Origin of the sequence: Phytohabitans sp. LJ34 (genome assembly GCF_052068095.1) — a bacterium.
Taxonomy (GTDB): Bacteria; Actinomycetota; Actinomycetes; order Mycobacteriales; family Micromonosporaceae; genus Phytohabitans.
In genome coordinates, this window is the sequence record NZ_JBQHDG010000003.1 from 353,131 (window position 1) to 366,223 (window position 13,093).

Genomic DNA, 13,093 nt, shown 5'->3' on the forward strand with positions numbered 1-13,093 from the left:
CAGACGCGGGCCAGGAGCACACGCTTGGTCCCGGCCCGCCGGACGACCGAGCGGAGTGAGGCGTACACTGGTCGACTGGCGACCGCCTCAAGGCGGCCGACCTCGCGCGCCCTCCCCACGGCTCCGTCCATGGGGCGACGGTCCCCTGGTCCCGAAGCATTTCGGGCCCACCCTGGCCGGCGACCAGGCGCCAGGACGCCTGACCGACCGGTCAAGCGTGACAACCAGGGAACATACGAGGAGCACCCCACCATGGCCGTAGTGACCATGCGCCAGCTGCTGGAGAGCGGTGTCCACTTCGGGCACCAGACTCGTCGCTGGAACCCGAAGATGAAGCGGTTCATCTTCACCGAGCGCAACGGTATCTACATCATCGACCTCCGCCAGACGCTCGACTACATCGAGAAGGCGTACGACTTCGTGCGCAACACGGTGGCCGAGGGCGGCAGCATCCTCTTCGTCGGCACGAAGAAGCAGGCCCAGGAGGCGATCGCCGAGCAGGCGACGCGGGTCGGCCAGCCGTACGTCAACCACCGCTGGCTGGGTGGCATGCTGACCAACTTCCAGACGGTGTACAAGCGGCTTCAGCGCATGAAGGAGCTGGAGTCGCTCGACCTGACCGGCACCGCCGCGGGGTACACGAAGAAGGAGACGCTCCAGCTGTCCCGCGAGAAGGACAAGCTGAGCCGCACGCTCGGTGGCCTGCGCGACATGCAGAAGGTGCCGGCCGCGATCTGGGTCGTCGACACCAAGAAGGAGCACATCGCCGTCGACGAGGCCCGCAAGCTGGGCATCCCGGTGATCGCGGTGCTCGACACCAACTGCGACCCGGACGAGGTCGACTTCCCGATCCCGGGTAACGACGACGCGATCCGCTCCGCCGAGCTGCTCACCAAGGTCGTCGCCACGGCCGTCGCCGACGGTTTGATCGCCCGCTCCGGCCGTGCCACCCGCAGTGGCGCCGAGGAGAAGCCCGAGCCCGGTGTGGTCGGCGCCGACGAGCCGCTGCCCGAGTGGGAGCGCGAGCTGCTCGAAGACACCGAGAAGAAGGCGGACGAGCCGGCACCGGCCGCCGCCGCGCCCGCACCGGCCGCCGCCGCCGAGCCGGCACCGGCCGCCGCCGCCGAGCCGGCACCGGCTGCCGCCGCCGAGCCCGCACCGGCCGCCGCCGAGTAGGACCGCAAGCCAGTCGACAACCACGACCCAAAGAGAGAGTCATGGCCAACTTCACCGCCGCGGACGTCAAGAAGCTCCGCGACCTCACTGGCGCCGGCATGATGGACGCCAAGAAGGCGCTCGACGAGGCGGAGGGCGACTTCGACAAGGCTGTCGAGGTCCTGCGCATCAAGGGCGCCAAGGACGTGGGCAAGCGGGCCGGGCGCACCGCCGCCAACGGCCTGGTGGCCCACTCCGGCAAGGCGCTGCTCGAGCTCAACTGCGAGACCGACTTCGTCGCCAAGAACGCCGACTTCGTCGCGCTGGCCCAGCGCCTGGTCGAGCACGGTGACCAGGCGGGTCTGACCACCGCCGAGGAGCTGCTCTCCTCGACGCTGGCCGACGGGCAGACCGTCGCCGACGCGGTGCAGGACCTGTCCGCCAAGATCGGCGAAAAGCTGGTGCTCAACCGCTACGGCGTGGTCGGTGGCACCGCCGCCGTCTACCTGCACCGCAAGAGCCAGGACCTGCCGCCGGCGGTCGGCGTGCTGGTGGAGTACACCGGCAAGACCGACGAGGCGGGCGACGCCGACGCGCGTGGCGTGGCGATGCAGATCGCCGCGATGCGCCCGAAGTACCTGACCCGCGAGGAGGTGCCGGCCGACGTCGTGGAGTCGGAGCGCCGCATCGCCGAGCAGACCGCGCGCGAGGAGGGCAAGCCGGAAGCGGCGCTGCCCAAGATCGTCGACGGTCGGGTCAACGCCTTCTTCAAGGACTTCGTCCTGCTGGAGCAGGCGTCGGTCGCCGACAACAAGAAGTCGGTCAAGCAGGTGCTGGGTGAGGCCGGCATCGAGGTGACCCGCTTCGTGCGCTTCGAGGTCGGCCAGGCCTGATCGGCCGGCCAGCAGCGCCAGTACAAGATCGAACAGCCGAGGAGGCCGCCCGTGTACGTGACCGTCACGGCGGCCTCCTTGTCACGTAGTGTGAGCGGCAACACCGGCGACGCCGGCGGGCGTCACAAGAGCATCACCAGCACCACAGCCAACGACGGCGGAAGGCGGACCGGATGACGCAGACGGTGGCGGGCGAGCCCGCGACGATGGACGATCCGACCGCACCGCCCCCCGGGCGGGCGCGCCGGGTGGTGCTCAAGCTCTCCGGTGAGGTCTTCGGCGGTGGCGCGGTCGGCGTCGACCCCGACGTCGTGCAGGCTGTGGCCCGGCAGATCGCGACCGTGGTGCGCCGGGGCGTGCAGGTCTCCGTGGTGGTCGGCGGCGGAAACTTCTTCCGCGGCGCCGAGCTGCAAAAGCGCGGCATGGATCGGGCGCGCGCCGACTACATGGGCATGCTCGGCACGGTGATGAACTGCCTCGCTCTCCAGGACTTCCTGGAGAAGGAGGGCATAGAGACGCGGGTGCAGACCGCGATCACCATGGCGCAGGTGGCCGAGCCGTACATCCCGCTGCGCGCCATCCGCCACCTGGAGAAGGGGCGGGTCGTGATCTTCGGTGCCGGCGCCGGCATGCCGTACTTCTCCACCGACACCGTCGCCGCCCAGCGGGCCCTGGAGATCCGCGCCGATGTCGTGCTGATGAGCAAGAACGGCGTCGACGGCGTCTACACCGCGGACCCCCGCACCGACCCCACCGCGGTCAAGCTCGACGCGATCACCTTCGACGAGACGCTGAGCCGGGGCCTGCGGGTCGCCGACGCCGCCGCGTTCAGCCTGTGCCGTGACAACGGGCTGCCGATGCTGGTGTTCGGCGCCGAGGGTGACGACACGATCGTGAAGGCCGTAGGTGGCGAGCGCATCGGCACTCTGATCACTGCTAACTAGCCGGATCACTTAGAAGGGAGGCGACGGGGCAGGTGATCGACGACACCCTCCTCGAGGCCGAGGAAAAGATGGAGCGCGCGGTAGAGCACGCCAAGGAGGAGTTCGCGGCGATCCGCACCGGGCGCGCCAACGCGGCGATGTTCTCCAAGATCATCATTGACTACTACGGCAGCCCAACCCCCCTGACCCAGATGGCCTCGGTGGGCACCCCCGAGCCGCGCATGGCCATCATCAAGCCGTACGACGCGTCGCAGCTCGGCGCGATGGAGAAGGCGATCCGCGACTCCGACCTGGGCGTCAACCCCAACAACGAGGGCACCCAGCTGCGCATCCTGCTGCCGCAGATGACCGAGGAGCGCCGCCGCGACATGATCAAGGTGGCCCGCCACAAGGGCGAGGAAGCCAAGGTCGCGATCCGCAACGTGCGGCGTAAGGCCAAGGAAGAGCTGGACCGCATCGTCAAGGACGGCGAGGCCGGCGAAGACGAGGGACGCCGCGCGGAGAAGGACCTCGACGACACCACCCACCGGTACGTGACGCACGTCGACGAGCTCGTCAAGCACAAGGAAACAGAGTTGCTCGAGGTCTGATGTCGCAACTCGACCCCTACGGCAACCAGACGCCCAACCGGGCACCCGACGAGTGGGTGCCGGACCCCTGGCTGGACCAGCCCGACCGCGAACCAGCCGGCGAATGGCCGAACCGCAACGGGCACGTCGACGAGCCGTACACGGGGTCGGGTGACCTCTCCTATTCGGAGGGCGAGGCCCAGACGGCGGCGTACCCGCAGGTGCGACCCCGGACACAGGAGGAGCCCGAGCCAGTGCGTCCACGGCGCCCGGGTCCGGGAAAGCGGCGGGCGACCGGCCGGGCGGGGCGCAACCTGCCCGCGGCGATCGGCGTCGGGCTGACGCTCGGGGCCGTGGTCATCGCGTCGCTGTTCGTGTGGCGCCCGGCGTTTCTGGGTGTGATCGTGCTCGCCCTCGGCGTCGCGATCTGGGAGATGAGCCGCGCGGTGCGCGCCGTGGGCGCGCATCCGCCGGCCGTGCCGCTCGCCGCGGGCGGCCTGGTCATGATCGGCATGGCCTGGTACGCCGGTGAGGACGCCCTGCTGCTCGGCTTCGTGGTCACGCTCCTGGCGACGCTCGTGTGGCGGCTCGCCGACGGCCTCTCCGGCTACGGGAAAGACATCTCCGCGGCCGTCCTCATCGCGGTGTACGTGCCATTTCTCGGTGGCTTCGCCGCGCTGCTGGCCGAGCCCGAAAACGGGGCGGTCCGCGTGATCGTCACCCTCGCCGCCGTGGTGCTCTCCGACACCGGTGGGTACGCGGCCGGCGTGTTCTTCGGCAAGCACGCCATGGCGCCCACGATCAGCCCCAAAAAGTCCTGGGAGGGGCTGGCCGGCTCGCTGGTGGCCACGGCCGTGGGCAGCGCCATCTTGCTGTACGTGCTGCTCGACGTCGAGCCGTGGTGGGGCGCCGTGTTCGGGCTGGCACTCTCCGTGGTGTCGGTGCTCGGCGACCTGGCCGAGTCGATGCTCAAGCGCGACCTCGGCATCAAGGACATGAGCAACCTCCTGCCCGGCCACGGCGGCCTCATGGACCGTCTTGACTCGATCCTCTTCGCACTGCCGACCGCGTATCTGCTGCTGGCCGTCTTCACGTGACACGAGTCCGCGCCAAATGCGGGCGCATGGGAGACTGGACGAGCTATGACTAGCCTGCCCGTTCTCCCGCTCAGTCCCGCCGCCGTGGGGCGCCGCCCCGCATTGCCCCCGCGACACCTCGCCGACCTCGACCTCGCGGGCCGGCAGGCGCTGGTGGCGGAGCTGGGCGAGCCGGCGTTCCGGGCCAAGCAGCTGTCCACCCACTACTTCGGCCGCCTGGTGCGCGACCCCGCGCAGATGACCGACCTGCCCGCCGCCACTCGCGACCGGCTGGCCGAGGCGCTGATGCCGCGCCTGCTCACGCCGGTGCGCGAGATGGCCTGTGACGACGGCGCCACACGCAAGGCACTGTGGCGGCTGCACGACGGCTCGCTGGTCGAGAGCGTGCTGATGGGCTACCCCGACCGCGTCACCGTCTGTATCTCCAGCCAGGCCGGCTGCGGCATGGCCTGCCCGTTCTGCGCGACCGGTCAGGCCGGCCTCACGCGCAACCTGTCGACCGCCGAGATCGTCGACCAGGCCGTCTACCTGGCGGGCGTGGCCGCCTCCGGGGCGGTCGCCGGCTCGCCGCCGCGGCTGTCACACGTGGTGTTCATGGGCATGGGCGAGCCGCTGGCAAACTACTCTCGGGTGGTCGACGCGGTCCGGCGGCTGTGCGCGCCGGCGCCGGAGGGCCTGGGGCTCTCCCAGCGCCATGTGACGGTCTCCACGGTCGGGCTCGTGCCGGCGATGCGTAGGCTGGCCGGAGAGGGACTCTCCGTAACCCTTGCGCTGTCGTTGCACGCGCCCGATGATGAGCTGCGCGACGAACTCGTGCCCGTCAACCAACGCTGGAAGGTCGCTGAGGTGCTTGACGCCGCGTGGGATTACGCCTCCCGCACGGGTCGCCGCGTGTCTGTCGAATACGCGATGATCAGGGATGTGAACGACCAGCCGTGGCGAGCCGACCTGCTGGGGCGGCTGCTCGCCGGGCGGCTGGCCCATGTAAATCTCATCCCGCTCAACCCGACACCGGGCAGCCGTTGGGATGCGAGCCCGAAGCCGGTCGAGCGGGAGTTCGTCCGGCGGTTGCGCGAGGCCGGAGTTTCGACCACAGTGCGTGACACGCGGGGTCGTGAAATTGACGGCGCGTGCGGACAGCTGGCCGCCAGCGAGACCAGCAGTGCGGACGGAAGGTGACATAGGTGGCTAGTCAGGGTCAGCGGTTCCGGCGCCGGGCGCTGCGTCGCGGTTACAAGGTCGACGAGGTGGATGCCTTCCTCGACCGTGTGGAGGCGACCCTGGCGGGCGACCAGGTAGGCGCGCCGGTCGCCTCCCAGGAGGTCCACGATGTCGTCTTCCGGGTCCGCTTCGGCGGCTACGACGAGTGGCAGGTCGACCTGCACCTCGACCGCGTCGAGCGGCAGCTCGCCGAGCTGGAGGAGCGCGGCGGTTACGGCCGTGGCCCCGACCGCCTCGGCCCGCCCGACCGCCTCGCCGGCGCAGACCGGATGGGCCCGCCCGACCGCATGGGTCCGCCCGACCGGATGGGCCCCCCGGATCGCATGGGCCCGCCCGACCGCATGGGTGGCGGCCCGATGACGGAGCGTATCGGCCCGCCGATCCGCGACGACCGCATGCCCCCCGGCGGCCCACCCATGCCCCAGCGGCCGATGCCCGCCCAGGCCAGCCCCTCCCGCGACCCGTATGGGCGCTACGAGGACCAGGGCGGCTACGACCAGGGTGGCTACGACCAGGGCGGCGGCTACGGTGGCGGTGGCTTTGACGGCCCGCCCGGCCGGGGTGGTTTCGACGCTCCGCCCGGCCGCGGTGGCTTTGACGGCCCGCCGGGTCGCGGTGGTTTCGACGCTCCGCCCGGCCGCGGTGGCTTTGACGGCCCGCCCGGCCGCGGTGGTTTCGACGGCCCGCCCGGCCGTGACGGCTTCGACGGCCCGCCCACCGGCGGCTTCAACACGCCCAGTGGCGGCTTCGGCGCTCCATCCGACGGGCGATACGGCGACGACCGCTTCGACGGCTTCGCCGAGCCCGGTCGGCACGGCAAGGCCGATATGACCGCGGAGATGCGCCTCGGCGGCCCACCCGTGGGCGGCCCCCCACCGGGGATGGCCGGCCTGCCCCCGGAGTTGCAGCGGATCGACCAGCTGCGGCGGGGCTTCCAGGTGCGGCGGTTCGGCAGCGGCTACGACCCGGCCCAGGTCGACCGCCTCTTCGAGGGCATCTTCAACGCGGCGACCGGGCGCGGCCCGATGCCGATGAACCCCAACGAGATCGACCGGGCGCAGTTCGGCCTGGTGCCCGGCGGTTACTTCGAGGCCGAGGTGGACGCCGCCCTCAAGGAGGTCAAGGACATCCTGCGCGGGCAGTGAGGGCGGGATTCTTATTGCCCCGGTCTGCGGGCTCGGTTAGGGGCGCCGCGGCCTCAAAAACTCGGTTCAAAAGCAGACTTGGGCTACCGCGATGTCCGTCGTGGTCCAGACCGCTGCGCGGGGCCCCCGGGGAAACGCGGAGCGCAGCGGAGCGTTTTCTTGGGGTGCATTTCCCGCGGCCTCACCCGTCCGCCGCTGGTCACGCTCACCCCGGAGCGCACCGAGTGCGGTCGGCATCTGTCCACAATGTCCCTCGCTGAGGCGCGGGTCGGCTCCCCGTTCGGGTGGACGACGGTATAGGCATGGCTCGTGCTTCGTGCGCTGGCTGCGGCTTCGGGGGTTGGCCGGCCGGCGGATCGCCGGTCCACCTTCTCACTGGTTGGGGATGTGGCTCGGCATGCGGGCGGTGCCATGATCGTCACCCGATAAGGCTGTGACACGCCGAGGAGCACGCCCCTATCGGGCTAACGATCATGAGATGCGCCCGCCGCAGTCGGGCATCTCCCATGTGGCGGGACGAGCGGGTCAGGATGTGGAAGGGTCGTGATCGTTAGCCCAGAACCCGTGTGACACGCCGGCAAGAACGCGGGTTCTGGGCTAACGATCACGAAGCGCGGTGGATGCCGGCGCCTACGGAGCCTGCTTGGCCGACCCCAAGCCGGCCAAACCGCGAACCAGAGCGAAAGGGGCGCTAGGAGCGGAGGCCGTTGCGGCGGAGCACCACGTCGACGACGAGGACCAGGGCGAGGCCGGCGGCGATCACGACGAGGAAGACGTCTTCCGTGCGGCCGGTGTGGTTGCCGATCAGCATGGTCAGCAGCACAATGATCGTCAACACCGCGCCGATGCGGGAAGCCTTGCGCCCGCCCGGCTTGCGCTGGTCCGGTGAGGTTACCGGCTCGCTACCCGCCACCTTCGGTCCTTCCCTCGAACTGATCCGCGGCCAAGTCTGGCATGCGCCGGAATGCCGCCCCGCGCCGGGATCGGGCCGCGCGCCCGATAACCTCGACTGCGGGCGTCAAGACCGAGTGGAGGCAGTGCGGTGCGAGTGACGGGTACGGGGCACGCGAGCATGCGGATCGACACGGCCGCGGGCAGCATCCTGTGCGACCCGTGGGTCAACCCGGCCTACTTCGCTTCGTGGTTTCCCTTCCCGGACAATTCACTGCTCGACTGGGAGAGCCTCGGGCAGACCGACTACCTGTACGTCTCTCACCTGCACCGCGACCACTTCGACGCCGAGCACCTCAGGCGCTTCATCTCGAAGAAGGCGACGGTGCTGCTGCCGGACTACCCGACCAGCGAGCTCGAAGACCAGCTGCGCGAGCTGGGCTTCACGAGCTTCATCGAGACGAAGACCAACGAGGTGATCGAGCTCGACGGTGGCCTCAAGGTGATGATCCAGGCGCTGACGTCGCCGACCGACGGGCCGATTGGTGACTCGTCGCTGTGGGTGGAGTACGACGGGGTGCGGCTGCTCAACCAGAACGACGCGCGGCCCACCGACCTGTCCACGTTCGCGGAGTTGGGGCACGTGCACGCGCACATGCTCCAGTTTTCCGGCGCGATCTGGTATCCGATGGTGTACGAGCTGCCGCAGACGGCGAAGACCGCGTTCGGCAAGCAGAAGCGTGACCGGCAGTTCGACCGCACGTTCCGCTACATCGACGACCTCAAGGCCTCGCACGTCTTCCCGATCGCCGGGCCGCCGTGCTTCCTGGATGACGAGCTGTGGCAGTTCAACGACATCTTCGGTGACGAGGGCAACATCTTCCCGGACCAGTCGGTGTTCATCCGCGAGTACGCCAAGGTGGGCGGTAGCAACGGTGTGGTGCTGTTGCCGGGCTCGGTCTCGGAGCTGACCACCGAGGAGTGCGTCACCACGCACCCGACCGATGTGGACGAGTACTTCGCCAACAAGGCGGCCCACCTGGAGGAGATGCGGGAGCGCAAGCGCCCGGTCATCGAGGCGGAGAAGAAGACCTGGCGGCACCCCGAGATCGACGTGCTCAAGGAGATGAAGCGGATCATCGAGCCGCTCCTCGACGAGTCGATCTACCTGGCCAAGGGGGTGGGCGGGCCGGTCCGCTTCGACCTGGTCGGCTACGACGGCGAGGCGGTCGAGTCGATCGTGGTCGACTTCCCCAACGGGCAGGTCCGGCCGTACGGCGACGAGAAGGTCCGCTACCGCTTCCGCACCGAGCGGGCCCTGGTCGAGCACCTGCTGCACATCGGCGAGGTCGACTGGGTCAACTCGCTGTTCCTGTCCTGCCGCTTCTCCGCCGCCCGCATCGGCCAGTACAACGAGTTCGTCTACGCCTTCTTCAAGTGCCTGTCGGAAGAGCGGCTCCAGTACGCCGAGGGCTGGTACGACGAGCACTTCCAAAACGCCGACAAGGAGGACGTCCGGCTCGGCGAGTGGGTGGTGCAGCGGCGCTGCCCGCACCTCAAGGCCGACCTCACCCGCTTCGGCATCGTGGAGGGCAACCAGCTCACCTGCCAGCTGCACGGGTGGAAGTTCGACCTGGCCAGCGGGCGGTGCCTGACGAGCGTGGGTCACCAGATCCGGGCGAGCAAAGCCGCCAGCCAATCGGAGTAATCTCCTGCCGATCTTGCCCGACCTGAGGTACAAAAGGGACATTTAGTCCCACCTCGGGAGGGCAGGTGAGGGCCGTGCTCGGTCTCGTCGCCGTGTTGATGACCATCGCGGTGCCCCTGGCCGCGCCAGCGCCCCCACAAGAGCCCACGCCACCCGCCGGCCAGGCGCAGCCACCACCCGCCGGCGACGGTGTCTACATTGTCGTGACCAACGGCACCGTCCAGGCCGAAGCGGTCGCCGACCGGTACGGGGTGACCGCCCGCCACACTTACCAGAGCGCCGTCCACGGCTTCTCCGCCGCGATGACCGCCGACCAGGCCGCCTCGATCCTGCGCGACCCCGCCGTGTCCTACGTGCAGCGCAACATAGGGCACCGCGTCACCGACACCCAGGCGCAGCCGCCGTCGTGGGGCCTCGACCGGGTGGACCAGCGGGCGCTGCCGCTCGACGAGTCGTACACCTACCCGAACGACGCGCCCACCGTGCACGCGTACGTGGTCGACACCGGCGTGCGCACCACCCACGCCGACTTCGGTGGGCGGGCCGAGAGCGGGTTCGACGCGATCGACGGCGGCCTGGCCGACGACTGCCACGGCCACGGCACCCATGTGGCGGGCACGATCGCCGGCACCGCGCACGGTGTGGCCAAGGCCGCGCGGGTCGTCGCGGTCCGCGTGCTCGACTGCGCCGGCAGCGGCACCACCGAGACCGTGCTCGCCGGCGTCGACTGGCTGGCCGCACACGCCCAAAAGCCCGCGGTCGCCAACATGAGCCTCGGCGGCGGCCCCGATCCCGCACTCGACGACGGCGTGCGGCGGGCGATCGCCAGCGGCGTCACCTTCGCGCTGTCGGCCGGCAACGGGCTGGGCGGCGCGCCCCGGCCGGCCTGCGACCAGTCACCGGCGCGGGTCGCGGAGGCGCTCACGGTATCGGCCACCGACCGCGAGGACAGCCGCGCGCCGTGGGCCAACACCGGCGGTTGCGTCGACCTGTTCGCGCCGGGCGTCTCGATCGTCTCCGCCTGGAACGCCGCCGACGACGCCACCCGTCCCCTCAGCGGCACCTCGATGGCGGCACCGCACGTGACCGGCGCCGCCGCCCTCTACCTACAGGAACACCCCGAGGCGACCCCGCCCGAGGTGGCGGCCGCGGTGGTCGCCGCCGCCACGCCCGGCACGGTGCGAGACCCGCTGGAGGGCACGCCCAACCTGCTCCTCTACATCGGCGACGCCGTCCCGGCCTGCCCGCCGCCGACCCCGGACCCGTCCCCGTCACCCACGCCGTCGCCCGAACCCACGGACACTCCTTCTCCGGCGCCATCGGCCACCTGAAACAGACATTTCCCGGGTCCGCGTCAGCGGCGGGCCGCCGCTCCCGCCGGAGAACGCGGCGGCCGGCGGCTCGCCAGGGCGAGCCGAAATCCCCGGCCCCCGCTGCCATGTCCGCGGCGCAAGACCAACGGCGCGGACGGGTGAGGGCGCCGGAGCAACGGTCTGGACCCAATGCCACTCACCCCAAGTAGATCAAGGCATTGACCTGGACATGTCGAGGCGCGGGTGACAGGACAGGCAAGGGCCCACGGCCCTGCATGGACTTCCTGCCCGTACAGGGTGGGCCGGCCACCGTCTGTGACGCGGCGGCGGCGGTTACTCAGGGCGACGAAGGCCCCGATCTCCCACCGCCCGTTCGGCAACAGGCATTGTGGACAAACACCGCTGCACCGCGTGGCGCGGGCCGCGCCTCCGCCGGAGGCAAGAAGGCGTGACCGCGAGGGTGAGCGTGACCAACAGCGGACGTGTGAGGCCGCGGGAAATGCACCCCAGGAAAACGCTCCGCTGCGCTCCACGTTTCCCCGGGGGCCCCGCGCAGCGGTCTGGACCACCGCGGACATCGCGGTAGCTCAAATCTCGGTTATGAGGCGTGGCCCAGGTCGCGGAGGATGCGGAGTGCGGCGTTGTGGCCGGCGGCGCCGATCACGCTGCCGGCGGGGAAGCAGCCGGCGCTGCCCGCGTACACGCCGTCGACGCCCGTCGCGTAGGGCATGCGGTCGGTGAAGGACACCGTGTTGTCGACGTGGTGGATGTGCCCGCCGGTGATGCCGAAATGCCGCTCGATGCCGGCCGGTGTCAGCGGAAACGCGTCGGCCACGAGCGTCGAGGTACCCGGCGCGTACGAGTCGCAGATGGACAGCAGGTGGTCCACATAGGACGGCAGCTCGTCGTCCGTCAGTGTGGCCGGCACCGACTGCACGAAGAGCGCCGACGAGTGGTGCCCGCCCTCGTCCCGCAGCGACGGGTCCACTGTGGTGTGCACGTACCACTCGATGGTCGGCTCGGCCGGCAGCCGCCCCTCCACCACGTCCGTCCACATCGCACGGAGCGAGGCCATCGGTGAGTCCTGGTAGGGAAGCAGGTGGATCGTCGCGCCGAAAGGGCTTGGCGCGCTCGGTGGCAGGCAGGGAAAGCGGGGCAGTCCGGAGAGCGCCATGTTGACCTTCAGCGTGGTGCCGGGGCGCTGGACCGCCGCCATCCGCGCGGTCAGCTCCACCGGCAGCGCGCCGGCGGGCATCAGGTCGATCAGCCGGTACGGGTCGCACGCGCCCAGCACGACCTTCGCGGCCACCGCTCGCCCGTCGTCCAGCACCACCCCCGCGGCCGCGCCGCCGTCGAGGACGATCTCCTGCACGGTGGTACCCGTGAAGAGCTGTGCCCCGGCGGCACGCGCCGCGTCGGCGAAGGTCCGCGAGACGGTGCCCATGCCGCCCTTGGCGATCATCCAGGTGCCGTCGGCGCCGGGGAGCCGGCACATGTTGTGCACCAGGAAGTTGTGGCCCGTGCCGGGGTCGTCCGGGCCGGCGTTGAGACCGGAGAGGCCGTCGGTGACCGCGTACATGGAGACGAGCAGCTCCGACCGGAAGTCGAAGCGGGCCAGGTAGTCGGCGACCGAGCCGCGCACCAGGTCGACGAAGGTCTGCCGGAGCGCGGGCCGGATGTAGCGCTCGGCGGTCTCCTCCACGGGCAGTGGCTCGGCCAGCCACGCCGGGCCGAGGTCGTCGCGGAGGGCCCCGATCTCGGCCTGCATCGCGTCGTCCGCCGCCACGTCCTCGGGCGAGAAGAAGCGCGTCATCTGCGCGCGGGTCGCCTCGCGGTCGGTGCCGAAGAGCAGGTACGCGTCACCGCGCGTGGGCAGGAAGTAGTGCGGGTCGCGGCGGAGCACCGGGATGTCCACGTCGAGCGCCTTGAGCAGCTCGGGCGGCATGAGACCCAGCAGGTACGAGCCGGTGGAGTGGCCCAGCCCCGGCACCCGGGGAAAGGGGTGCTCGGTGCGCGCCGCGCCGCCGAGCACGCCGGCCGCCTCCAGCACCACCACGTCGAGGCCGGCCCGGGCCAGCAGGACCGCCGAGACGAGTCCGTTGTGTCCGGCTCCGACAATCACCACGTCCGCGCGTTCAGGCACCATGCCCATGCACG

At 70.6% G+C, this 13,093-nt stretch carries 11 protein-coding genes; 9 read left to right on the forward strand and 2 right to left on the reverse strand.

What is annotated here, in order from left to right:
- The first annotated feature begins 252 nt into the window (after positions 1 to 252).
- From rpsB to ACTMTJ_RS07070, 7 genes are all read left to right on the forward strand, one after another.
- Positions 253 to 1,176, forward strand: a complete 924-nt coding sequence (gene rpsB, locus ACTMTJ_RS07040) for a 30S ribosomal protein S2 (protein ID WP_441215283.1) — start codon at positions 253 to 255, stop codon at positions 1,174 to 1,176.
- 41 nt (positions 1,177 to 1,217) lie between these two features.
- Positions 1,218 to 2,048 carry a translation elongation factor Ts gene (tsf, locus tag ACTMTJ_RS07045; protein WP_441215284.1) on the forward strand — a complete coding sequence of 277 codons (831 nt, stop codon included), beginning with the start codon at positions 1,218 to 1,220 and terminating at the stop codon, positions 2,046 to 2,048.
- 206 nt (positions 2,049 to 2,254) lie between these two features.
- On the forward strand, positions 2,255 to 2,992 hold the full coding sequence (gene pyrH / locus ACTMTJ_RS07050; protein WP_441215423.1) for a UMP kinase: 738 nt from the start codon (positions 2,255 to 2,257) through the stop codon (positions 2,990 to 2,992).
- A gap of 32 nt (positions 2,993 to 3,024) precedes the next feature.
- Entirely contained in the window at positions 3,025 to 3,582 is a 558-nt protein-coding gene (gene frr / locus ACTMTJ_RS07055) for a ribosome recycling factor (protein WP_441215285.1), read from the forward strand.
- Positions 3,582 to 4,658 carry a phosphatidate cytidylyltransferase gene (locus ACTMTJ_RS07060; RefSeq protein WP_441215286.1) on the forward strand — a complete coding sequence of 359 codons (1,077 nt, stop codon included), beginning with the start codon at positions 3,582 to 3,584 and terminating at the stop codon, positions 4,656 to 4,658. The genes frr and ACTMTJ_RS07060 overlap by 1 nt, the downstream gene beginning before the upstream one ends.
- Positions 4,659 to 4,703: 45 nt before the next feature.
- Positions 4,704 to 5,837, forward strand: a complete 1,134-nt coding sequence (rlmN, locus tag ACTMTJ_RS07065; protein WP_441215287.1) for a 23S rRNA (adenine(2503)-C(2))-methyltransferase RlmN — start codon at positions 4,704 to 4,706, stop codon at positions 5,835 to 5,837.
- A 5-nt stretch (positions 5,838 to 5,842) separates the two neighbouring features.
- Complete coding sequence (locus tag ACTMTJ_RS07070) at positions 5,843 to 7,024, forward strand: DivIVA domain-containing protein (protein ID WP_441215288.1); 1,182 nt, start codon at positions 5,843 to 5,845, stop codon at positions 7,022 to 7,024.
- Positions 7,025 to 7,715: 691 nt separating this feature from the next.
- Here the strand turns inward: ACTMTJ_RS07070 and ACTMTJ_RS07075 are convergent.
- Complete coding sequence (locus ACTMTJ_RS07075) at positions 7,716 to 7,937, reverse strand: DUF2631 domain-containing protein (RefSeq protein ID WP_441215289.1); 222 nt, start codon at positions 7,935 to 7,937, stop codon at positions 7,716 to 7,718.
- A 129-nt stretch (positions 7,938 to 8,066) separates the two neighbouring features.
- On the opposite strand from ACTMTJ_RS07075, the gene ACTMTJ_RS07080 reads away from it, so the two are divergent.
- Positions 8,067 to 9,623: a Rieske 2Fe-2S domain-containing protein gene (locus tag ACTMTJ_RS07080; protein ID WP_441215290.1), complete on the forward strand. Its 1,557-nt coding sequence runs from the start codon at positions 8,067 to 8,069 to the stop codon at positions 9,621 to 9,623.
- Positions 9,624 to 9,688: 65 nt separating this feature from the next.
- On the forward strand, positions 9,689 to 10,954 hold the full coding sequence (locus ACTMTJ_RS07085; RefSeq protein WP_441215291.1) for a S8 family peptidase: 1,266 nt from the start codon (positions 9,689 to 9,691) through the stop codon (positions 10,952 to 10,954).
- 580 nt (positions 10,955 to 11,534) lie between these two features.
- On the opposite strand, the gene ACTMTJ_RS07090 is transcribed toward ACTMTJ_RS07085, so the two are convergent.
- Positions 11,535 to 13,088: a phytoene desaturase family protein gene (locus ACTMTJ_RS07090; RefSeq protein ID WP_441215292.1), complete on the reverse strand. Its 1,554-nt coding sequence runs from the start codon at positions 13,086 to 13,088 to the stop codon at positions 11,535 to 11,537.
- Positions 13,089 to 13,093 lie beyond the last annotated feature (5 nt).